This window comes from Streptomyces sp. NPDC015345, assembly GCF_043078805.1.
Taxonomy (GTDB): domain Bacteria; phylum Actinomycetota; class Actinomycetes; order Streptomycetales; family Streptomycetaceae; genus Streptomyces.
The window spans coordinates 327,612-350,515 of record NZ_JBIBTX010000009.1; the positions used below are offsets into that span (position 1 = coordinate 327,612).

At 68.0% G+C, this 22,904-nt stretch carries 15 protein-coding genes; 10 read left to right on the top strand and 5 right to left on the bottom strand.

The genetic code is table 11. The features are described from left to right. Window positions 1-149: 149 nt before the first annotated feature. Both eccB and mycP read left to right on the top strand, forming a co-directional pair. Entirely contained in the window at window positions 150-1,682 is a 1,533-nt protein-coding gene (gene eccB / locus ACF062_RS32825) for a type VII secretion protein EccB (RefSeq protein WP_392143234.1), read from the top strand. Window positions 1,683-1,704: 22 nt separating this feature from the next. Further along, window positions 1,705-2,973, top strand: a complete 1,269-nt coding sequence (gene mycP, locus ACF062_RS32830) for a type VII secretion-associated serine protease mycosin (protein ID WP_392143235.1) — start codon at window positions 1,705-1,707, stop codon at window positions 2,971-2,973. Window positions 2,974-4,298: 1,325 nt separating this feature from the next. On the opposite strand, the gene ACF062_RS32835 is transcribed toward mycP, so the two are convergent. Genes ACF062_RS32835 through ACF062_RS32845 form a run of 3 tightly spaced genes read right to left on the bottom strand, consistent with a single transcriptional unit; the run spans window position 4,299 to window position 7,212 of the window. Continuing rightward, window positions 4,299-4,892, bottom strand: a complete 594-nt coding sequence (locus tag ACF062_RS32835) for a hypothetical protein (protein ID WP_392143236.1) — start codon at window positions 4,890-4,892, stop codon at window positions 4,299-4,301. Continuing rightward, window positions 4,889-6,772, bottom strand: coding sequence for an alpha/beta hydrolase (locus ACF062_RS32840; protein WP_392143237.1), 1,884 nt, complete (start codon window positions 6,770-6,772; stop codon window positions 4,889-4,891). Before ACF062_RS32840 ends, ACF062_RS32835 begins: the two co-directional genes overlap by 4 nt. Next, window positions 6,769-7,212 (bottom strand): amino acid ABC transporter permease, encoded by a 444-nt coding sequence (locus ACF062_RS32845; RefSeq protein WP_392143238.1) that lies wholly within the window; start codon window positions 7,210-7,212, stop codon window positions 6,769-6,771. The genes ACF062_RS32840 and ACF062_RS32845 overlap by 4 nt, the downstream gene beginning before the upstream one ends. 412 nt (window positions 7,213-7,624) lie before the next feature. On the opposite strand from ACF062_RS32845, the gene ACF062_RS32850 reads away from it, so the two are divergent. The 4 genes from ACF062_RS32850 to ACF062_RS32865 all read left to right on the top strand — a co-directional run bounded on the left by ACF062_RS32850 (window position 7,625) and on the right by ACF062_RS32865 (window position 11,789). Continuing rightward, window positions 7,625-8,164, top strand: coding sequence for a hypothetical protein (locus ACF062_RS32850; RefSeq protein WP_392143239.1), 540 nt, complete (start codon window positions 7,625-7,627; stop codon window positions 8,162-8,164). Between the two features lie 1,792 nt (window positions 8,165-9,956). Then, window positions 9,957-11,048 (top strand): S8 family serine peptidase, encoded by a 1,092-nt coding sequence (locus ACF062_RS32855; protein ID WP_392143240.1) that lies wholly within the window; start codon window positions 9,957-9,959, stop codon window positions 11,046-11,048. An 85-nt stretch (window positions 11,049-11,133) separates the two neighbouring features. Then, window positions 11,134-11,439 (top strand): WXG100 family type VII secretion target, encoded by a 306-nt coding sequence (locus ACF062_RS32860; protein WP_230903069.1) that lies wholly within the window; start codon window positions 11,134-11,136, stop codon window positions 11,437-11,439. Window positions 11,440-11,486: 47 nt separating this feature from the next. Further along, window positions 11,487-11,789, top strand: coding sequence for a WXG100 family type VII secretion target (locus tag ACF062_RS32865; RefSeq protein WP_392143241.1), 303 nt, complete (start codon window positions 11,487-11,489; stop codon window positions 11,787-11,789). Window positions 11,790-11,901: 112 nt separating this feature from the next. Here the strand turns inward: ACF062_RS32865 and ACF062_RS32870 are convergent, their stop codons facing one another. Both ACF062_RS32870 and eccCa read right to left on the bottom strand, forming a co-directional pair. Further along, window positions 11,902-12,204, bottom strand: a complete 303-nt coding sequence (locus ACF062_RS32870; protein ID WP_392143242.1) for a DUF397 domain-containing protein — start codon at window positions 12,202-12,204, stop codon at window positions 11,902-11,904. Window positions 12,205-12,351: 147 nt separating this feature from the next. Then, window positions 12,352-16,335 (bottom strand): type VII secretion protein EccCa, encoded by a 3,984-nt coding sequence (gene eccCa / locus ACF062_RS32875; protein ID WP_392143243.1) that lies wholly within the window; start codon window positions 16,333-16,335, stop codon window positions 12,352-12,354. 319 nt (window positions 16,336-16,654) lie between these two features. Between eccCa and eccD the strand changes: the two genes are divergently transcribed. The 4 genes from eccD to ACF062_RS32895 all read left to right on the top strand — a co-directional run bounded on the left by eccD (window position 16,655) and on the right by ACF062_RS32895 (window position 22,887). Further along, window positions 16,655-18,166, top strand: coding sequence for a type VII secretion integral membrane protein EccD (gene eccD, locus ACF062_RS32880; RefSeq protein WP_392143244.1), 1,512 nt, complete (start codon window positions 16,655-16,657; stop codon window positions 18,164-18,166). Between the two features lie 449 nt (window positions 18,167-18,615). After that, window positions 18,616-18,903: a 30S ribosomal protein S15 gene (gene rpsO, locus ACF062_RS32885; protein WP_030363216.1), complete on the top strand. Its 288-nt coding sequence runs from the start codon at window positions 18,616-18,618 to the stop codon at window positions 18,901-18,903. Window positions 18,904-19,282: 379 nt separating this feature from the next. Then, the gene (locus ACF062_RS32890) at window positions 19,283-21,511 is read left to right on the top strand and encodes a polyribonucleotide nucleotidyltransferase (protein WP_223777125.1); all 2,229 of its coding nucleotides are present in this window, start codon (window positions 19,283-19,285) and stop codon (window positions 21,509-21,511) included. After that, a complete protein-coding gene (locus ACF062_RS32895; RefSeq protein ID WP_392143245.1) occupies window positions 21,508-22,887 on the top strand; it encodes a M16 family metallopeptidase in 1,380 nt (459 codons plus the stop codon). Before ACF062_RS32890 ends, ACF062_RS32895 begins: the two co-directional genes overlap by 4 nt. Window positions 22,888-22,904 lie beyond the last annotated feature (17 nt).

The window sequence follows — 22,904 nt, forward strand, 5'->3', positions numbered from 1 at the left end:
GCCCTCACCCACCTCACACGCGCGATCACACAACAGGCATAGTAGGGGGCCGGTCTGACAGCGGAGGTCCGGGGCAGGCGTCCGCCCCGGCCCTGCTCGGGTGGAGCGACGATCGCCCACGCTCGCTCATAGGGGGAACGCAGACGCGCATGGCATCACGACGGGACGAACTCAACGCCTACACCTTCGCGAAGCGCCGCACGCTGGCCGCCTTCGTCCAGCCTTCACCGTCGGGCTCGGAGGAAGGGGCCCCGCGTCCGCTGCGCGCGGTGGTGCCCGGCCTCATCGTCGCCGTGGTGGTCCTGGCGGTGTTCGGGGCGTGGGGGATGTTCCGGCCGGCGGCGAAACCGGGCTGGGACAAGCCCAAGGAACACGTCATCATCGCGAGCGACTCGACGACCCGCTACGTCATCCTGAAGACCGACGGCAAGCGCCAACTGCACCCCGTCCTCAACATGGCCTCCGCCAAGCTCCTCCTCGACTCGGGCAAGGGCGAAGTCATCAAAGTCGACGAGTCGATCCTCGACAAGGGCACGATCCCGCACGGCGCGACGATCGGCATCCCCTACGCCCCCGACCGCCTCCCCTCCGCGTCCGAGGCCGGCACAGCCAAGCGCTGGGCGGTGTGCGAACGCCCCGTCGAAGGCGGAAGCAGCGTCCAGAAGGCCGCGTTCGTGCTGGGCGACCGGGACCGGAACAAGACCGAGGGCCGCCAACGCCTGCGGCGCGGCGAGCTGTTGTACGTCGTCGGCCCCGACAAGGCCCGGTACGTGGTCGACGCGCGCGGCACCAAGTACCGGATCGCGGAGAAGGAGGACCGCGAACTCCTGCTGCGTGTCCTCGTGAGGTCGGACCACGAACCGCAGCGTGTCTCCAAGCAGTGGCTCGACACGCTGCACCCCGGCGGCGCCATCGCGTTCCCCGAGATCGAGGGCGTCCCAGGAACCGACGCGAAGGTGCCGGGCCTCCAGGACCGGGCGGCTGACAAGGTCGGCATGATCATCAAGGCGACCGACGGCGACAGGGCACAGCACTACGTGGTCCTCCCAGGACGGATCGCCCCGGTGTCCGACTTCACCGCGAACCTGCTCCTCGCCAGCCCTGACCTCGTCGACCTGAAGCAGGACGGCCGGGCCCGTCCACTGAGCGCCGGAGCCTTCACCCCCGACACCGAGGAGTTCGGGCCGGGGAACAGATGGCCGCGTGAGAAGCCGACGGCGGCCAACGAGGCATCGACCACGGAAGGCAGCCGCAACACCGTCTGCAACGTTCTGCGCGCTGTCGACGCCGACAACGGCGAGACCACTCTCAGCACGTGGGCGGGCACCGATTTCCCGGCCCCGCTCCCCACCGGATCGTCGAGCGCTTACGTCACTCCGGGCTCAGGCCAGCTCTACCGGCAGTTCCTCGGTTCGGAGACCAAGGCGGGCGGCATCTTCCTGGCCACCGACACGGGCCTGCGGTACGCGCTGCAGTCCAACAGCGACAGCGCGACGGACGACGCGAGCATCGGCCTGTCCGCCAAGCAGCGCAAGCAGCAGCAACAGGAGGCGCAACAGGCGCAGACACGCCTCGGATACGGGGATACGGACGTGACCCTGATCCCCGCGGCCTGGTCCGCGTTCCTGCCCACGGGCCCGCGCCTGTCAACGGCCGCGGCTCGTCAGCCGCAAGGTGCCTGAGGGCCAGGAACGGAGCGCTGACATGACGTACGTGACCGCCACGTCCGCCGCGCGTGCACGCCGCGCGAGAAAAGCCGCAGGTACGGCCGCGGCAGCACTGGCACTCGGGCTGGCCACGCCGATGCCGGCCGCCGCCGACCCGTCGTCGTCCGGGCAGTGCACGTTCCCCTCCAAGAAGTACGAGGGCCGTCCTTGGTCCCTGCAACGCGTGCTCCTGGACGAGCTGTGGCGCCAGTCCACGGGCAAAGGCGTGCGGGTCGCGGTGATCGACACGGGGGTGGACACCAAGAACCCCCAGCTGAGGCCCGCGGTGGACACGGCACGCGGCCGCAACTTCCTGCCCGCCAAGGACGAGAAGGGCAAGAAGATCGACCGCGGCAAGGCCGACGGCACCACGGACACGGTCGGTCACGGCACGCGCGTGGCGGGCATCATCGCGGCGCGCCCCGCCAAGGGAACCGGCTTCGTGGGCCTCGCTCCCGAGGCGACGATCATCCCGATCAAGCAGAACGACGCGGAGGGCCACGGCACCGCGGAGACTCTCGCGAAATCCATCGACTACGCGGTCGGCGCCGGGGCGGACGTCATCAACATCTCACAGGACACCGCGAACGCGGCCGAGCCCTCTCCGGAACTCAAACGGGCGGTGGACAGGGCGCTCGGCCTGCGGCGGGTGATCGTCGCGTCGGCAGGCAATGACGGCCTGGGCGGCAACGTCAAGAAGACCTACCCCGCCTCCTACGAGGGCGTCCTCGCGGTGGCAGCCTCCGACCGCAACAACGAACGAGCCGCCTTCTCCCAGTCCGGCGGCTTCGTCGACGTGGCGGCCCCGGGTGTCGACATGATCTCGACGGTCCCGCTGGGCGGCCACTGCGCCGACAGCGGCACGAGCTTCGCGGCCCCGTACGTCGCCGGCCTCGCGGCCCTCATCAAGTCCAAGCACCCCACGTGGACCCCGCGCCAGATCACGGCCCAAATCCAACAAACAGCGGAACGCTCGGTATCCGGCCACGACCGCCTGGTCGGCTGGGGCGTGGCAGACCCGACCCGGGCCCTGACGGAAGACGCCCACCCACTCGAACGCCCCTCGGCCCAAGAGGGAGTACGCAAGGCGAAGGCCCCGACTCCCGGAGAGCTCCACCTGGGCGAGACGGCTGAGCAGCGAACAGCGCGTATCGCTACGTACGTTGTCGTGGGAGCCGTCGTTGTGGTGGCGGGGCTGGGCGGAGCGGGAGTTGCTGTGAGGGACGCAAGGCGGCGGAGGACCGAGGGCGGCGGAGCGGTCCGGTAGGCCGGTGATCGAGGAGACGTTCGCAATGCTGACGTCTCGGCCAGGGAGCTCTGGCTCATCGCTGGTGTCGGCCAACCTCATCAGGGATGTTCGGCCTGTTTTCGCATGGAATCTTTTGAGACAGCTTCTTCGCCACGGCGGAGACCATCTTTCCACGTAGGGCTGTGTCCATTTGTGGAATCCTCTTCACGCGGATCGCGATCTCAAGGGGGAGCCCTGACTCCTGTTTGATATGCGCAGATGGCACCTTGCAGGGAATGGCCAGCCGCAAAATATTCACCCCTCCATCTTCACTCGCGAATATTCCACTTCCTACCTCACGCCATGCAATGGAATCCTCGCCAGATTTGATTCGGGAGAAGCTTGAGGTTGACCATCGAACCTCTGTGGAGAAACGCTCTCGATTCTCCGGTACAGCGACCTGACAAGGTGCGAAAGAGGAACCGAAATGGGCATCGCTACCCGGCTTCCAACGTCGGGCCCCATGGGTAAGAGCATCTGTCAGTTCGTTGCCAGTGACGAGTTGATTTTCGATCCGGACAGTCCCCTTTCCCATTGCGGCCACCAGCGAATCGATGTTCCGGTCCCCGAAAATCTCGTTGCACGCTGCCCAGCCTTTGGGCGAATCATCGCGTCTGGGTGGGTCGCTTGAACAACCCATGGCGAGAAGCGGAAGTGCCAGAGCCATCCTGCAGACTGCCCCCCGGAGGATAGTTGACTTCACTGTTGCACCAGTTTCACCGTTCGATCACTTCCCTTGCCTTGCGGTAGTGCGGTAGGAGGCTCGATTTCGCTGGAACGTAATCGACGTTTCCCGGAACGCTTCGGGACTCAGAGGTAGGGCGGGCCCCATTGGTGCCGGTGGTGGCATTCCTGGCGGGGGGCGACTTCTCTGACAAGTGGCCCCCTGTCCCATATGCCGGGCGGTGGGCAGGGCGCTCGGCCTGTGGCGGGTGATCGTCGCGTCGACATGATCTCGACCGTCCCTCTGGGGGGCCACTGCGCCGAGGTCGGCTGGGCGTGGGGGACCCGGTTCGTACCCTGACGGAGGATGACGACCCGATCGAGACCCCTACCTCTGCAGAGGTCCTCACTCAGGCGGAAGCTCCAACTCCCGCCAGGTTGCAGGTCGGTGACCTCGGAGGAGGGCACGGCACGTGTCGCCACGTAGGTAGCCGTGGGTGCGGCGGTACCGGTGGCGGGGCCCGGCGGGACAGGAGCGGCAGTACGAGACACGCGACGCGGACGTCGATGGGTTCCGTGTACACGGGCCGCGGAGACGCCTATCAGTGTCTCGGACCCGGCGGGGGAGCGCGGATGCTCTTTCAGGAGGCAGGTGTGGCCGCTGACCAGAAGTCGGAGTGGAGATAGGGGAGACCCTTGGAGGCTGGGTCGTCCGGGTCGAGGGTTTCCGTGGTGGGATCGTCGACCTTGGATTCAGTCACGCAGGGTGACGAAACATCAAAGAACGCCTGGCCCTTGTAGCCAATCTTCAGGGCGAGACCGAAGCCGTCAGGGGTCGAGGCGAAGATGGCCGGCATGTCCTTGCTGTCACGAACCGAGGTGATTTTGTAGCCGTTCTTCTTCCAATGCCGCTCCACAACTCCGATGAAGCTACCGCGGCGTTCAGGGGAGATGATCGTCAAGACATATCGGCTCTGTTTTACATCGCCCCTTCCGGTTGAATCGTTCTTGAAATCAGCACAGGGGCCGCTGCGTGGCGCATTACGGTCCCATTTGACAGACGGTTTGATCGCTTCCATCGTCGTGTCAAGGATTTCATCCGCGCGATCTGCGGCCTCTTGCATGTCCATGCGGGTCTGTGTGCTCCTGGTTTTGGTGTCTGCCGTGTTGTTCGTAACGCTGCAGCCGGCCAAGGACAGGGTCGCGAACACCGTGATGAGCAAGCGGAACTTCATCGATGTTGCTCCGTGGTCAAGAGGTCGGGACGGCCTGCGACCACGGCTGCGATATTTGCCGCAGACTCGGGGTCCCCGCCGTTCGTCACCTGTGCGGGGTCGAAGTAGTTCGAGTGGGCGTCGATCGGTCCGCTCCCGGCGGCGAAGGGGAGCGGGCCGTCATCGACTCTGAAACGCGTGGCTCCGAAAGCTTCGCTGGCCGGGTCCCTTCCGAACCAGAGATCGTCGTCTCCCCGGTCGGCCATGTCCCCGGCCAGATAGGAGGTGTAGGGGCCGCCGAGGAGTCCCATGGTCCCGGCCAAAGCCTGCTGCCTGGAAGGAACATGAGTAACCGCATCGTTGTCCGCAGCACCGACGAAGACGTGGTCCCTGCCGACACCGAGATCCTCGGCTCTGTCCACTCCCACGCCAGGACTGCCGACGAAGAGGATGTCATCGGCGCCCGGGATGCCGCCCTCCGCCTGGGCGGCTGCTCCGACTGTGCGGGAACCGTAGGAGTGACCAATGGCTGTGAGGTGAGGGTCATCATGCTGGTTGGTTGCGCCAAGGCCGCTCATGAAGCTGTTGTAGGCGGGCGCGCCCAACTTCGCGTTATCGTCTTTCGCGACCGCCAAGTTGCCCAGAATACTTTCGGAGTCCGGGCCGACCTGCGGTGCGTCATAGCCGAGCCAGACGATCGCCGCACTGGAAGGATCGATCTCACGCGCCCCCATGGCTGTGTCGTGGGCCCGCTTGGCGACGTCGTTGTTCACGAAGTCCTTGTCCAGCGCGGTGCCGAGGCCGGGAACATAGGCCGAGACATTCTTCGAGGTATCAGGGTTACCGTAAGCGACAATTGCCCTGCCTCCTCCCTCTCCGCCGATGCCGAGCAGGAGCATGGGCGGTTCCTTGGGGTGCTTGAGGCGCAGCTTTTCGTTCTCTTCCAGCTTTCGATCGATTTCCTGCAGGCCGGCCAGCTGGGTCCGGGCCTTTTCGTCGTTCCTTCCTTCCATCTCTCCTATGAGCAGATTCAAATTCTCAAGGTTGGCCTCATGCCTGACACTGGCCGGGATTCCATCAAGATTGCCGATGATATTGGGGTAGACGGCGACATATTCCTCGCGTTGTTCCTTGCTCAGGCCATCCCACCATGCCTTCCGTTCGGCCGGTGACTTGTCCTGAGGGATGTCCTCTGCAAGGTATGCATCCGCGACTTCACGTACCGCCTCCGCGTCCTTGGCGGCGTCCGTCCACGTACTCGCATCGACCTTCAGGCCTGGCTCGGCCTTGAGCTTGCGGAGTGTTTCACTAAAACGTGCATCGATCTCCTGTGCCTCATGCAGGGCGCGAGCGATACGGTCAGCTATGTCCTGAGCTTTTGCCTGGTGAGGGTTAAGGCTGGGTGGTCTCGGTGTTCCTCGATCGAAGCCCGGTTGGTGCAGGCCATTGCTGTCAAGCGGGTATTCAAGCAAGTAGTAGTTCCCGAAGGCAATGCCTCCCGGGATCTGCTTGCCGGTGACAGTATTTTCACCGCCGGCGGGATAAGTGACGCTTCCGTCGTTGTGCACGGTGTAAGACAGTGAGGCAGCGTCATCCAGCGCCTCCTTCAGACGTCGCTGAGGAGCGCTCAGCTCGTGCGAAAGTCCGTTCACCGTCGAGCGGATCAATCCGCACTCGGTGTGGATGTACTCGTAGTTGCGTCCCAGGCGTTTGAGGCGGCGGGCAGCAGACCTTGCGGATTCACTGTCCTGCGTCTTCAGGAGCGCACCCGTCATCTCCGCCTCGACGCGCACCCGGTTGGCGTCGGCGCGTTCGGACACCGTGCCCCACCCGTCCCCCGCGTCATCCAGCTCGGAAAGCTTCAGGTCGCGCAGGCGTTGCCAGGTCAACACGGCGCTCACCTTTCCCTTCTGGGGTCAGGCACCTGGACCGAGTCCGTCTTGGCGCCCACCTTGACATCGACCTCGCCCATGTCCTTGGCGACCTGTCGCAGTTTTGGCTCGAGGGAATCGCATTCCGCCCGCACCGTGGTCAGTCGCTTCTCCCAGGAGGTGAGGACGGCTTTCAACGCGCCTAGGCTCGCCAGTCCCTCGGAGGCGGCCGCAACGCCGACGTGCCCAGACCGCAGATCTGTCTTCGCTTGCGCGGTGCTGGTTCCCAGGTCGTTGGCCGTTCGCGCGGCGCGGGTCCACGGCCCGCCCGTGTGCTTGAGGGTTCCGGCACCTCCACCTCCCTCTCCACCGGAACCGCCCTGAGCGGATGGGCCCTGGTTGAGGTGCATCTGTGTGGGGTGGCGCTCGGCCACACTGGCTTTGAGCTGCTCCCACTCATCCCACGCCATACGTGGTCTCCCTCCCTCGAGTGTTCCGTACGGGGCTGATGTACCCCGGAGGGCCAGCTCCGCTGGGATACTTGAACGCCCGTGATCGTAGCGACAGTTGTGACCGGCTGGCTGAGTAGGCGTACTTATATGAGTTGAGTAGGGAGCACGTCGCTTGGGGGGCGCGGTGGTGGCATTGTGCGTGCTGCGGCTGATGGTGAGCGGACTGCGTGCGTTGCGCCAGCAGCATGCGCGGGTCCACCGGCAGGGACGCGCCGTTGGCCTGAAGTAGGTCTCTCAATGCCGAGGCGCGGTGTGTGGATGTGTTTTCACGAAGACACAGGGGCCAGCTTTGGCCGATTCCCAACCGTGCGGGCGATGAGCTTGGTTGGTCGCCTTACAGGGTGTGACTAGAGTGACAGGGGCGGGACAAGTGACCACCAGCCACCGCGATCACGACAGGATCGGGCTGGCAGGTAACGGGAGGGAAGGCCTAGTGCTTCCTACGGACGGGCACGGGGGTGGCGCGCCGCCGTCAGGTGCTGATGTCAGGCGCGGACTGGAAGCGTTGAAGACGTTCCGGCGGCGCATCGACACGCTCCTCAGGGAGTTCGAGGGTTCGGCGGGCAGCTCGTCGAAGGTCGGGACACAAAAGGTCTCCCGCGCCTCCTTCAGCGGTACTGGCAGCGCCTTTCCGGAGGCAGACGGGCTCTACTCGCAGTACGACCAGGTACACGAACGACTGACCTCGCTCTCAAAGACGCTCAGTCAACAGATCGAGGCAATGGGGATCGCTGTGCACGGCGCGGACGTCGGTTTCGACAACCTTGAAGACGATCTGCGGCAACGATTCTGGGCCATCCAGACGCAGGTGGGCCGGGAGCAGGGAGCCACCGGACGCGAACGCGGTGGCAGACCCGATGAGCAGCAGGGTGGCCACGGCAGCGACAAGTCCGATGCCGGGTGGACATGATGGGCTTCGAGGGACACCGTCTCAACGACATGATCGACTTGGTCGAGCAGGCCAAGCCGGGCGATCTGGAGAGCGCGGGTGAAGCGCTCAAGAAGGCGCGCGACGCGATCGCTGCCGCTGCCACGGAGTTGAGCGGGCACATCGACCGGGTCGACTGGGAGGGCGAGGCGGGCCAGGCGTTCCGTAAGTGGGGCAAGAACCTGGTCAAGGACACCCACAAGCTCTCCGACTTCGCCGGCGCCGCGAGTGTGCATTTGGCTTCGGCCGGTGCGGGCTTGGCGTCCGTGCGCAGCTCCATGCCTCCGCGTGACAGCCGCGCCGACCCCAAGACTGTCGAAGACATTCCCTCCCCGAAGAGGGTCGAGGGGAACGAGGAATATGGCGCCGCTGTCAAGGCGGAGCAGCATCGCCAGGAGGCGATCAACCAGATGAATCGGTTGGCGTCGTTCTATCTGGTGTCACAAGACGGGATGCGGCGGGAGGAGCCGCCTACCTTTTCGGCGATGCCGAAGGTGGGCGTGCCGAGGCCGCAGCGGAGTCCATTCCTGCCCGGCGGCGAGGGAAGTGGCGCCTATTCCACCGCGGGCCCCGGCGGAACACATTCGGCGCCTCAGCCCTCGGCTGACGTCGCGCCCACCGGCCCCGTCGGCTCAGATGCCTCCTTGCCGTACGGCGAGGACGCGCGAGGCCCCGTCACCCCTCCCGTTCGTTCTGTTGGTACGGAGATAGACAGCGTCAACACGTTGCCTCCGCAGACGGTTAACCCTGCCCCTGTGGCCCAGACTCCGCCGTCCGGCCCGGTGGCGAATGACACCACGTGGGGACCTCCCGTGGGGCGGAACCGCCCCCACCCCTCGATCAGCGGCCCGACGGCACGTATCCCTCGCCCTACGGGGGGTACGAACAGCCCGAGCCCGTTCATTCCGCAGGGCCGAACAGGTCAGAGCGGCTTCACCGGCCCCGGGAGTGGCCCTGGTCGTGCCCCTCTAGGGCCGACTGGACCCAGTGGCCCGACTGCTCACCCGACTGCTCAGGGGCGGAACGTCAGTGGGCAGGCAGTAACTGGGCAGCCACCGGTCGGACGCAGTGTCACCGGTGGAACGCCACGGCCCCTTGGAACGCCTGGCTTGAGCCCAGGCGGCCCGAATCCCACTGGCGCGGCTCGCTCCCAGGGCGTAGTCGGAGGACGTCCACACTCGGGGCCTGCGTTCGGCTCGGCCGGGCCCAGGGCATCGCGCGGCCCCGTCATCGGCGGTCAGGGACCGCGTACCGCCTCAACGGAGAACGCCGGTGCAGGACAGCGAGGAGTAGTGGGCGCAAGGCCGCAGGGGGGTAATAGAGGGCAGACGCCTCGTCGGGCCCTCAGCAGCCCTGAAAGCGTGGTCGGCGCGCCTAAGGGCCGCATCTCTGCGGAGTCAGTGAGCAGAAACGGCTTCACCGTGGGCGGGACCGGTCTGGTGCGCGCCCCCAGCGGCGAACAGCGGAACCCTCACGAAGAAGGCGATGAGGACGCCCGATGCCCCGACCGGTCGGTCGAGGACGAAGAGACCCTTGCCCCCTCTGGGCCGCGGTCTGCGCCGCCAGTGGTCAACCAGTCGTGAGCGAGGACATGCAGGGCATGAATGCAGGGTTCAGCCGAGGCGGCAGGCGACGCACGTCGTCTCCACGGGGAGGGCGGGGACGGATCACTGCCGGTGGCTCGGTCGTCGGTGTGCTGGCTCTCCTGTCTGTCGGACTGGCTCCGGGCGCGGTTGCGCACGATGTCCAGCCGAAGCAGTGGTACTTGGAGGCGATGAGTGCTGATGACCTGTGGAAGAAGAGCACGGGTAAGGGCATCAAAGTCGCCGTCGTCGACTCCGGTGTTTCGGTGACGCCCTCCCTCAAAGGCCGTGTGACGTCTGGAAAGGACGTAACGGGTAAGCCAGGGGGAGCGCTGGACGACTATGACAGTCATGGGACGACCATGGCGGAGCTGATTGTGGGTTCGGGCCGAGACGGAGGGCTCAAGGGGCTGGCACCTGGAGCGGAGGTCATCTCTTTCCGCACCACCCTCGACGGTCAGAAGGAAAGCGACAGCGCCGAAGCTATTCGTGCCGCCGCGGACAGCGACGCACGAATCATCAACATGTCCTTCGGCAGCGACTTCATATATCCGGAGGAAAAGGCGGCAGTGGAGTACGCCGCTTCGAAGGGTAAGTTGATGTTCGCGGGCGTAGGGAACGACGCGGAGAAGAAGAACTTCATCGGGTACCCCGCAGCGTATCCTCAGGTCACGGGAGTCTCCGCTGCTGATCGATCCGGCAGAGTGTCCAAGTACTCGGAGTTCGGCGCCTATGTGGATCTCGCCGCACCGGGCCGGGGCATCCCCCACTGGTGCGACGCAACCTTCCGCTCCTACTGCCAAGAAGGCGGTGGCGGCACCAGCTCCGCCACCGCCATCGCCTCCGCCTCCGCCGCCCTCGTCTGGTCCAAGCACCCCGAGTGGACCGCCAACCAAGTTCTCCGCGTCCTCATCGACACCGCGGGACGCGACTGGCCCAAGGACGAGCCCAGTGACTATCTCGGGTACGGGCTGATCCGCCCGGCCCGCAATGTCGTGAAGGGCGAAGGCAAGCCCGGCCCTGCGGACGTCGACCCGATCACGAATAAGAAGACCGCGGTCGCGGAGACCGGCGAGGACAGCGCCGCTCCTTCCGCCTCCGCGCCCGCCGCGTCCGCACCGCCCGCGCAGAAGGGCGCCTCAGGCGAGCAACAAGCCACCGCGGCGAAGTCCTCGGACGGCGACGACTCCTCCCGGATCTGGCTCATCGGCGGCGGCCTCGCCGCTGTCGCCGTGCTCTGCGGGGGCGGCTACGCCGCGGTGCGCGCACGGCGCGGAGCCTGAACTCGGCACCCACTGATACATCCCAACGAAGGACCATGAAGGGAGCCCCACCGTGGCTGAAGGCCAGAAGTTGAACAACCAGCAAGTGGCACTTCTGAAGAAAGAGATCGTGGGCAAGTACGACTCGGTCCAGAAGCAGCTCAAGCGTCTCCAGGGCACGCTCGACACGATGGAGGGCAACTGGCGGGGTATCGGAGCGCATGCCTTCGACAAGAAGCAGACCGAGATCAACGAGCACATGCGGGCGATCGGCAACATCCTGGTGGACTTCCTCGAAGGCATCAGCGGCAACGAGAAGCTCGTGGACGGCCTTGAGGATCAGGTCCAGTCGACGATGAACAGCATCGACGTCCAGTACGGCGGCAAGCACTCGGCCATCAGCAGCTACTGAGCGCCGGAGCACTGAGCAAGAATCAACCACTGAGAAACGGGGCAGGCATGGCAAACGTTCACCTCGACGAGCTCGCCGTCAAGTACGGCGGCCTTGACGCCATCACCACCGAACTCGGCATCCAGGCCAAGCAGCTCGAAGCCGACCTCGCCGACATCAAGCGCGCCGTGGCCAAGGTGGCCGAGGGCTGGGAGGGCGAGGCCCACACGGCGTACACCGTCAAGCAGAAGGAATGGGACAAGCACGCCGAGGCCATCCACCGGGCCCTTGTGGAGATCGGCCAGAAGGTCGGCCAGGCCGGCGGCGATTACCGCGGCGGCGACCTCAAGGGTGCCAGCTACTTCCAGTGAGCCCGCGCGACTGCGGGAGGAGAAGGCAGTCGTAGGACGTGTTGCAGGGGTGGACGCGCGCGGGAGGCGTCCACCCCTTCACGTCCCCCGAGGGGGGGCGCCGTGCCTCACTTCACTCCGCGGGGAGCCCGCCATTACGCGAAGACGGCTCCAGGTCGAACTCCCCGTCCCGCGCCCCCAGCACAAACGCCCGCCACTCCGCCTCGGTGTACCGCAGTACCGTCTCCGGCTCCAGCGACGACCGCATCGCCACCGCGCCACCGGGCAGATCCGCGATCTCGACCCGCTCCTCGTGCTGCTCGGTGCCGGGAGCGCTGCGCCACTCGACGCCGGAGATGTCGAGGGCGTAGAGCTCCTCCTTCTCGCGTTCCTTGCGGGCCTTGGTCTGCGCCTCGGTGTCGGGGGCGTCGGTCATGGCGGAAGGGTCCCTTCACAACGTACGAAACTGCTGTGGACTCACCCTACTTGGGGCACTCCGTCCCTGTTCAGAGGTTGGCAAGGACCGTGAGCGCCGGAGGCCGGCAAGGCCCGAGGCGCCTGGGGTTCGGCGCCGGCGGCGGCCTCAGTGCTCACCGGCCACCAGCCCCGTCTGCACCATCGGCTTCCCCCGTCGGCGTGACACGAAGATCCCTCGCCCGGCCGGCATCGGACGCGGCCGTACACCGCCCAGGATGTCGCCCTCGTCCGGGTCGCCGGCCAGGACCACTCCCTGCGCGCCCAGTTCCTTCATCCGCTGCATGAACGGCTCGTACGCCGCACGCCCCGCGCCCGCCGTCGAGCGGGCGATGATGAAGCGGACGCCCACGTCCCGGGCGAAGGGGAGCAGCTCGGTGAGGGCCCCCAGCGGGTTGCCGCTGGAGGTGGACACCAGGTCGTAGTCGTCGACGATCACGTACACCGTCGGGCCCCGCCACCAACTGCGCTCGCGGAGCTGCCGCGCGGTGACGTCCGCCGTCGGGGTACGCCGCTGGATCAGGTCGGCCAGCGCGGCCATGTGGTGGTCCATGGTGTTGGACATGGGGATGTACTCGGCCAGGTGGGAGGCCGGGGCGGCGTCGAGGAGGGTGCGGCGGTTGTCGACCACGAAGAGCTTGCAGACGTCACCGCTGTAGCGCTCCGTCAGCCGCTTGATGAGCAGCCTGAGCAGGTTGGACTTGCCCGACTCGCTCTCGCCGAAGACGAGGAAGAACGGGTCCTGTTCGAAGTCCACGAAGACCGGTTCGAGGTTGTTCTCGTCGAGGGCGAAGGAGATGCCCCTCTCGGGGAACACGTGGCCCGGAGGCAGCTGTTCGGCCGGAAGTTCGCGCGGCAGCAGGCGGACCGCCGGGGCGCCGGGCTCCGTCCAGTGGCGGGAGACCTCGGCGGTGAGCGCGGCCGTCGCGTCGGCGAGGTCCGTGTCGGAGGAGAGCCCGTCGATGCGGGGCACGGCCGCCATGAAGTGCTGCTTCTGCGGCGTCTGGCCTCGGCCGGGGACACCGGCGGGGACGTTCGCCGCGACCTTGCGGTCGAACTCGGAGTCCATGGTGTCGCCGAGCCGCAGTTCGAGGCGGTTCATGAGGTGGTCCTTGAGGTTGGCGCGGACCTCCATGGAGCGGGACGCGGTGAGGATCAGGTGGACGCCGTAGCCGAGACCGCGGGCCGCGATGTCGAGCACGGCGGGTTCCAGACCTTCGTACTCGGAACGGAAGTTGCCCCATCCGTCGATGATCAGGAAGACGTCACCCCACGGCTGGTCCGTCACCGAGATCTCGCCGCGCGCCCGGCAGGCCCGGAAGTCGGCGATCGACGCGATGCCCGCCGTACGGAAGTACTCCTCGCGGCGGGTCAGTACGCCGTACACCTCGGCGAGCGTGCGCCGCACCCGCTCGGGGTCGAGACGCGAGGCGACCCCGCCGACGTGGGGGAGTCCGGCGACGGACGCCATGCCTCCGCCGCCGAAGTCGAGTCCGTAGAGCTGCACTTCGTACGGTGTGTGGGTGAGGGCGAAAGCCGCCATCAGCGAGCGCAGGAGGGTCGACTTGCCGGACTGGGGGCCGCCGACGATCTGCATGTGACCCGCCGCGCCGGAGAAGTCGCACCACAGGGGTTCGCGACGCTGCTCGTACGGCTTGTCGACCAGGCCCAGTGGTACGACGAGGCGTCCGGCCCCCGCGTAACCGGGCTGGGTGAGTCCGCGACCTTCGACGGCGGTGAGACCCGTGAGCAGCGTGTCCAGCGGCGGCGGGCTCTCCAGCGGCGGCAGCCACACCTGGTGGGCGGCGGGACCCTGTGCCTCCAGGCGGCGCACGATGACGTCGAGCACGGTGTCGGCGAGCGCGTCATCGGTGTCCGGAGTGCCGGGGTCCGCCGCGGCACGCGGTGAGGGCATCGGCGGGGTCCCGTACCGCACCGGCACCTCGGCCGCCGTGAACAGCACCGGGCGGCGGTCCACGGGGCGCGGTCCGCCGAGGGCCGCGGCCTGCGCCGATCCGGAGCGGTAGACGCCTGAGACGTACGCCGCCTTGAACCGCACCATCTCGTCCGTGCCGAACTTGAGGTAGCCGGAGCCGGGAACGTTCGGCAGGTGGTAGGCGTCCGGCACACCGAGCGCGGCGCGCGACTCGGCGGCGGAGAAGGTGCGCAGCCCGACGCGGTACGACAGGTACGTCTCCAGCCCGCGGAGCCGCCCCTCCTCCAGGCGTTGCGAGGCGAGCAGCAGGTGCACGCCGAGGGAGCGGCCGATGCGGCCGATCTGGACGAACATGTCGATGAAATCCGGCTTGGCGGTGAGGAGTTCGCTGAACTCGTCGATCACCAGGACCAGGGAGGGGATGGACTGGAGCGGGGCGCCCGCCACCCGCGCCTTCTCGTAGTCGTGGATGTTCGCGTAGTTGCCCGCGTCCCGCAGCAGTTCCTGACGCCGGTTCAGCTCGCCCCGGATGGAGTCACCCATGCGGTCGACCAGCGTCAGATCGTCCGCCAGGTTGGTGATGACCGCGGCGACGTGCGGCATCTGCGCCATGCCGGCGAAGGTGGCGCCGCCCTTGAAGTCGGCGAGCACGAAGTTCAGGGTCTCGGAGGAGTGCGTCACGGCGAGGCCGAGCACCAGGGTGCGCAGCAGCTCCGACTTTCCGGAGCCGGTGGCGCCGACGCACAGACCGTGCGGGCCCATGCCCTCCTGCGCGGCCTCCTTGAGGTCGAGCATCACGGGACGGCCGTCCTCGCCGACACCGATGGGGACGCGCAGCCGCTCCGCCTGGGTGCGCGGGCGCCACGTCCGGCTGGTGTCCACCGAATCGGCGTCGCCCAGGTTCAGCAGGTCGGTGAACTCCAGGTTGGCGAGCAGGGGTTCGGCCTCGTCGCCCCCGGAGGGCACGCGCAGCGGCGCGAGTTGGCGGGCCAGCGCCTCGGCCCCTTCGTAGGACAGGACGTCGGGTGTGCCCTCGTAGACCAGGCCGTGGCCCGACTCGATCCGCATCGACCCCGGACGTACCGCGAGCGACAGGCCTCCGCGCCCCTCGGCCAGTTCTCCCGGGACCACCTCCACGACCGTCACGCCTTGTAGCCCCTCGGGCGAGGCCAGGGCCGACAGCGGAGGCAGCGACAGGCCATCGAGTACGACGACGATGTGCGGCTCCTCCGGCAGCGGGTCGCCCTCCGGGTGGAAGCGGGGACGGCCCTGGAGCCGGGCGGCGAGCATGCTCTCCAGCCCCGTCGGGTCACCGGTGATGAGACGGCGGCTGCCGGCCCCGTCCGCGGCACCCGGCATCTGACTGTGCGGCAGCCACTTGGCCCACTCCCAGGCGGGCGCCGCGGACCGGCCCGCACCGACGGCGATCACCAGGTCCTGCGGGGAGTGCAGCGAGGCGAGCGACGCGGTGAGCGCACGGGCCGTACCGCGCGCCGTCTCCGGGTCCCCGCTGATCGTCACGTGGTAGAAGGCGCGCAGCGAGACGGCCATCGGGAGGTCTTCGAGCGTGCTGTGCGCGGCGAGGAAGCGCTGCATCGCGCCCGCGGTGAGCGGCTCCAGCTCGTCCACCGGAGCGGTCTGCGGCGGGACGAGGGGAGTGGCGAGCTCCTGCGGGCCGAGACCGACGCGCACCTGCCCGAAGTCCTCGTCGCCGACGCGGCGTTCCCAGACCCGGCTGCCCTCGGCGACCAGCGCCCACAGCTGCTCGGGTGAGGGGTGGAGGTAGTACTGCGCGTCGCGCTGAGCCTTCGCGGTGTCCCGCGCCGCGCGCCGGGTCTGCTGCAGGTACCGCAGGTAGTCGCGCCGGAGATCGGCCAACTGCCCCTGGCTGCCGCGCCGGTAGCGGATGAGCATGGCCACCGACATGGCCACCGTCGAGGCGACCATGACCATGCCCATGATCTTCATGAACGGATGCGAATTGGGCATGAAGAAGAAGACCACGGAGCCACCCATGCCGAGCATGGGCAGCAACTGCATCATCGCGCCCTCCTGCTGGTCCCGTGGAAGCTCGGGCGGAGGTTGCAACACCACCTCATCGCCGGGCACTGCCGAGGGCAGAGCCCGAGGTGGGCGCTTGACGACGATGTGGCTCACTGGGCACCAAATCCCTTGCCGACCGCGGTGTTCCGTCCGCCGCCCCGTGTCGGGCGAACGGTGACCGTCGGCTGATCCTACTGACACGCACGCGGACGAGCGGGCGATAGGGTGCCGATGCGCGCGTGAACGTATGTGAATCAAGCCGCGGGACGGTGTGGGCAACAGAGCGGATACGCCTGTGACTTCACGCCGCAGGGCCCACACGCGGGATCAAGATCCGGCCAGGTGCGCTCATACACCGCGTGACGCGGTCAACCATGCGGCACAGTCATGCGGCACAGCCGGACCGGCGCCAGCGATTGAGGGGGAGCAGCAGGTGAGCATGACGGCCTCCGCGACGACCAGCGGAGCAGCACAGCCCGGCCATGGCGCAGCGCCCGGGACCAACGCGGGGTTCGGGTTCTGCCGGGTCACCATCGTCGCGCCGGACAGCCGGATCGACGTGTCGCTGCCCGACGACGTCCCTGTCGCCGACCTCTACCCGGAGATCCTGCGACTGTCCCGGCAAGGCCCGGTTGAGGGCGCCCCGGTCGGCTACCACCTCGTACGCCGAGACGGCGTCGTCCTGGACAGCGGCCGCTCCTTCGCCACGCAGCGCATTCTTGAGGGCGAACTGCTGACGCTGCGCCCCTTCTCGGAGTCGCTCCCGCCGGCCGTGTTCGACGACGTGTCCGAAGCGGTCGCGTCCGCGGTGACGCGCGACCGCATGCTGTGGAACGGCGACCTGACGCGCGCCGCCGGCCTCACCGGCACCACGGTGCTGTCGGCCCTCCTGGCCTTCGTGGCCTGGACGGCCGCCCCTCGCCATGACATGCACGGCCTCCCCGGAATCCTGGCCGCCGTCGCGGGTGTCCTGCTGCTCACCCTCTCCGCCGTGCGGGCACGGATCTACGACGACCGCGCCGCGTCGGTGGCCCTTGGTCTCGGCGCGCTGCCGAATCTCGCCGTGGCCGGGTCGGGACTGCTGGCGCTCACCGCGGGGCACGGCATCGGCCGGCTCCAGGCCCTGCTCGCCTTCGCGGCCGTGCTCGTCGCTTCGACGGTCCTCACCCTCGTGTCGCCCCGCGGGGACGGCCCGTTCGTCGCCTGCCTCTTCGCCTCGGCCATGGGCCTGCTCGCGACGTTCCTCGCGGCGCTGTGGCGGCTGTCCCCCGTCGAGACAGCCGCCCTGTGCGCCCCGTCGGCCGTCGGGGCCCTCGCTTTCCTGCCGGGACTGTCCATGCGGTTCGCCCGCCTTCCCATCGGGTTCGAGCCGCCGCACGGCAGCCGCAGTGGGTACGACGCAGAGCCCGCCCAGCAGGAACCCGTCGACGCCGAGCGCATCGCGGCCCAGGCGCGCCGCGGTCACGAGCTGCTCGTCGGCCTGGTCGGCGGCTGTGCCTTGTCGGCCATCGGTTCGGCAGCCGTCCTCGGCTTCTCCGACGACGCATGGGCGCAGCTCCTTGCCCTCGCCACCGGCATCGCCATGCTGATGCGCGCCCACCTCTTCCGCTACACCGCGCAGGTCGGCTCCGCCCTGGGCGCCGGCCTCGCCTCCCTGGTCCTGCTCGGCGTCGGCCTCTGCCTCAACCCTCCGCAGGGCCTCATGCGCGCCGCCCGGGCGGGTGACACGGCCGCGCTCGATCTGCGCACCGTATGGCTCGTCGCGGCCATCGCGGCGGCGGTGGCGCTGGTCACGGCTCTCGGACTCATCACTTCGCGCACCGGTGTGACGCCCTTCTGGGGCCGCTTCCTGGAGATCGCCGAGGCCTTCGTGCTGCTGACGTTGGTGCCACTGGCCCTCGCGGTCTTCGACGTGTACGCCAAGGCCAGAGCGATGACCAGCTGACGGCCCACCCCCGTCCCCTTGATCCAGTCCCGGCTCACGGCCGCCGAGGACAGGAAGAGGCGGACCCCGCTCGGCGTCGGCGTACGACATGACCAGCGGCGAGCGCCTCTGGGCCGACACGGCCCGCGCACGGGAAAGTCCCTGTGGACGTACAAGGCCGCCGAGGGGATCAAGGGCGCCCACGTCGCTTCCTCTGAGAGGATTCGAGAGCAGCGGCTGAGGGCGGGCTCCCCGCCCGGGGACCACGGTCGGAACCGGGACAAGGCCCACGGTCGGAACCGGACAAGCCGACTGGTACCCTGTGTGACGACCGTCTTTCTGCGCTCCCGGCCCACGGTGGCCGGATCCCGCGCCCGACGGCCCATCCCCGCCTCCCGAGTCCCGGAAGCTCCCCTGAGATGTAGACCAGGGGCACTCGGAGGCACACGAAGACATCACGAGGAGTACGCGTGTCGCTCGACGCCGCTACGAAGAAGCAGATCATGACCGAGTTCGGCCAGAAGGAGGGCGACACCGGCTCCCCCGAGGTTCAGGTCGCGCTGCTCTCGCGTCGTATCTCGGACCTGACCGAGCACCTCAAGACGCACAAGCACGACCACCACTCCCGTCGTGGTCTGCTGATCCTGGTCGGCCAGCGTCGCCGCCTTCTCCAGTACCTGGCCAAGAAGGACATCCAGCGCTTCCGTGCCCTGGTTGACCGCCTCGGCATCCGTCGCGGTGCGGCGGGCGCCAAGTAAGACGCCGTGAAGGGAGCGGTTCCCACTCGAAGCACTCGAAGGGGGCCGCTCCCTTTGCTGTACGTGCGCGGTGTCACCGACGCTTTGTAGTCTGGTGACAGGAAGCACATCCTCCGAGGTGCGCGGGTACCCGTACACGGGTACCAGGAGCACCACGAGCAACACCAGCACGACCCCACGAGGGAGAGGCGCACCAGCCGCCGCCGGTCCTCGGTAGTGGCCCCCGGGAGACGTTCCCGGGTGCTTCGATCGAAGACCGGCCCGCACACACGGCGCGCTTCTCCGCACCGTCCCGGTCCACGAAGGACAGAGGGGACACCGCCTCCGGGCCACACGGGCCCAGGGGCGAGAAGACGAAACGTAGACACGTAGGAGAACAGTGGAGAACGAGACCCACTACGCCGAGGCCGTCATCGACAACGGCACCTTCGGTACCCGCACCATCCGCTTCGAGACGGGCCGTCTGGCCCGTCAGGCCGCCGGCTCCGCCGTGGCCTACCTGGACGACGACACGATGGTCCTCTCGGCCACCACCGCGTCCAAGAAGCCCAAGGACCAGCTCGACTTCTTCCCCCTCACGGTGGACGTCGAGGAGCGGCAGTACGCCGCAGGCAAGATCCCCGGTTCCTTCTTCCGTCGTGAGGGCCGCCCGTCCGAGGACGCGATCCTCACGTGCCGCCTGATCGACCGCCCGCTGCGTCCTTCCTTCAAGAAGGGCTTGCGCAACGAGATCCAGGTCGTCGAGACGATCATGGCGCTCAACCCCGACCACCTGTACGACGTGGTCGCGATCAACGCCGCCTCCTGCTCCACGCAGCTGGCCGGCCTGCCCTTCTCGGGCCCGATCGGCGGCACGCGCGTGGCGCTCATCAAGGGCCAGTGGGTCGCCTTCCCGACGCACACCGAGCTCGAGGACGCCGTCTTCGACATGGTGGTCGCCGGTCGCGTCCTTGAGGACGGCGACGTCGCGATCATGATGGTCGAGGCCGAGGCCACCGAGAAGACCATCGAGCTCGTCAAGGGCGGCGCCGAGGCGCCGACCGAGGAGGTCGTGGCCGCCGGTCTCGAGGCCTCGAAGCCCTTCATCAAGGCCCTCTGCAAGGCGCAGTCGGACCTCGCCGCCAAGGCCGCCAAGCCCACCGGCGAGTTCCCGGTCTTCCTCGACTACGAGGACGACGTCCTGGAGGCCCTGACCGCCGCGGTCAGGACCGAGCTCGCCCAGGCGCTCACCATCGCCGGCAAGCAGGAGCGCGAGACCGAGCTGGACCGCGTCAAGGCGCTGGCCGGCGAGAAGCTCCTCCCGGAGTTCGAGGGCCGCGAGAAGGAGATCTCCGCCGCGTACCGCTCGCTGACCAAGACCCTGGTCCGTGAGCGCGTCATCAAGGAGAAGAAGCGCATCGACGGGCGCGGTGTCACCGACATCCGCACCCTCGCCGCCGAGGTCGAGGCCATTCCGCGCGTGCACGGCTCGGCGCTGTTCGAGCGTGGCGAGACCCAGATCCTGGGTGTCACGACGCTGAACATGCTCCGGATGGAGCAGCAGCTCGACACGCTGTCCCCGGTGACGCGCAAGCGCTACATGCACAACTACAACTTCCCGCCGTACTCCACCGGCGAGACCGGCCGCGTCGGCTCCCCGAAGCGCCGCGAGATCGGCCACGGCGCCCTCGCCGAGCGCGCGCTCGTGCCGGTGCTGCCGACGCGCGAGGAGTTCCCCTACGCGATCCGTCAGGTGTCCGAGGCGCTCAGCTCCAACGGCTCGACGTCCATGGGCTCCGTCTGCGCCTCCACCATGTCGCTGCTGAACGCCGGTGTGCCGCTGAAGGCCGCCGTCGCCGGTATCGCCATGGGTCTGATCTCGCAGGAGATCGACGGCGAGACGCACTACGTCACCCTCACCGACATCCTCGGTGCGGAGGACGCCTTCGGCGACATGGACTTCAAGGTCGCCGGCACGAAGCAGTTCGTGACCGCGCTCCAGCTCGACACCAAGCTCGACGGCATCCCCGCCTCGGTCCTGGCCGCCGCGCTGAAGCAGGCCCGTGACGCGCGTCTGCACATCCTGGACGTCATGAACGAGGCCATCGACGTCCCGGACGAGATGTCCCCGAACGCCCCGCGGATCATCACGGTCAAGATCCCCGTGGACAAGATCGGTGAGGTCATCGGCCCCAAGGGCAAGATGATCAACCAGATCCAGGAGGACACCGGCGCCGACATCACGATCGAGGACGACGGCACCATCTACATCGGTGCCGCCGACGGCCCGGCCGCCGAGGCCGCCCGCGCCACGATCAACGGCATCGCCAACCCGACCATGCCGGAGGTCGGCGAGCGCTACCTGGGCACCGTCGTGAAGACGACGACCTTCGGTGCGTTCGTCTCGCTCATGCCGGGCAAGGACGGTCTGCTGCACATCTCGCAGATCCGCAAGCTCGCCGGCGGCAAGCGCGTGGAGAACGTCGAGGACGTCGTCGGCGTGGGCCAGAAGGTCCAGGTCGAGATCGCCGAGATCGACTCCCGCGGCAAGCTCTCCCTCATCCCCGTCATCGACGGCGAAGAGGGCGACGAGCAGGCCGCCGACAAGAAGGACGACACCGACAAGTGACGTCGCGTAGCACCACGACGACGGCCCGCACCTCCTCGGAGGCGCGGGCCGTCGCCCGTACCCAAACCCTCATCAAGGGCGAGCACGGCATCGGCACGGTCCGCAGGACGACCCTCCCCGGAGGCCTGCGCGTCGTCACGGAGACCCTGCCCTCCGTCCGCTCGGCGACCTTCGGGATCTGGGCCGGCGTCGGCTCACGCGACGAGACCCCGTCGCTGAACGGCGCCACGCACTACCTGGAGCACCTCCTCTTCAAGGGCACCAAGAAGCGCAGCGCCCTCGACATCTCCTCCGCGCTCGACGCGGTCGGCGGCGAGATGAACGCCTTCACGGCGAAGGAGTACACCTGCTACTACGCACGCGTGCTCGACACCGACCTGCCGCTCGCCATCGACGTCGTCTGCGACATGCTGACGGGCTCCCTGATCCTCCAGGAGGACGTCGACGCCGAGCGCGGCGTCATCCTCGAAGAGATCGCGATGACCGAGGACGACCCGGGCGACTGCGTGCACGACCTGTTCGCGCACACGATGCTCGGCGACACCCCCCTCGGCCGCCCGGTCCTCGGCACCGAGGAGACGATCAACGCCCTCACCGCCGACCGCATCCGCCGCTTCTACAAGAAGCACTACGACCCGACGCGCCTGGTCGTCGCCGCCGCGGGCAACGTCGACCACAACAAGGTCGTACGCCAGGTCCGTGCCGCCTTCGAGAAGGCCGGCGCCCTCACACGCACCGACGCCACCCCGATGCCCCCGCGCCAGGGCTCCCGAGCGCTGCGCACCGCGGGCCGCGTCGAGGTCATCAACCGCAAGACCGAGCAGGCCCACGTCATCCTCGGCATGCCGGGCCTCGCCCGCACCGACGAGCGCCGCTGGGCCCTCGGCGTGCTGAACACCGCGCTCGGCGGCGGCATGTCCTCGCGCCTCTTCCAGGAGGTGCGGGAGAAGCGGGGCCTCGCCTACAGCGTGTACTCGTACACCTCGGGCTTCGCCGACACCGGCCTCTTCGGTGTGTACGCGGGCTGCCGCCCCAGCCAGGTGCACGACGTCCTGAAGATCTGCCGCGACGAGCTGGACCAGGTCGCGGAGCACGGCCTCACGGACGACGAGATCGGGCGCGCCATCGGCCAGCTCGCGGGCTCCACCGTCCTCGGCCTGGAGGACACCGGCGCCCTGATGAACCGCATCGGCAAGAGCGAGCTCTGCTGGGGCGAGCACATGTCGGTCGACGAGATGCTGGCCAAGATCTCGGCGGTCACCCCCGACGAGGTGCGTGAAGTGGCCCGCGACCTGCTCGGCCACCGTCCGTCCCTGTCGGCCATCGGCCCGCTCAAGGACAAGCAGGCGGCCCGCCTCCACGAAGCGGTCGCCTAGCCACGACAGGGCCCAAC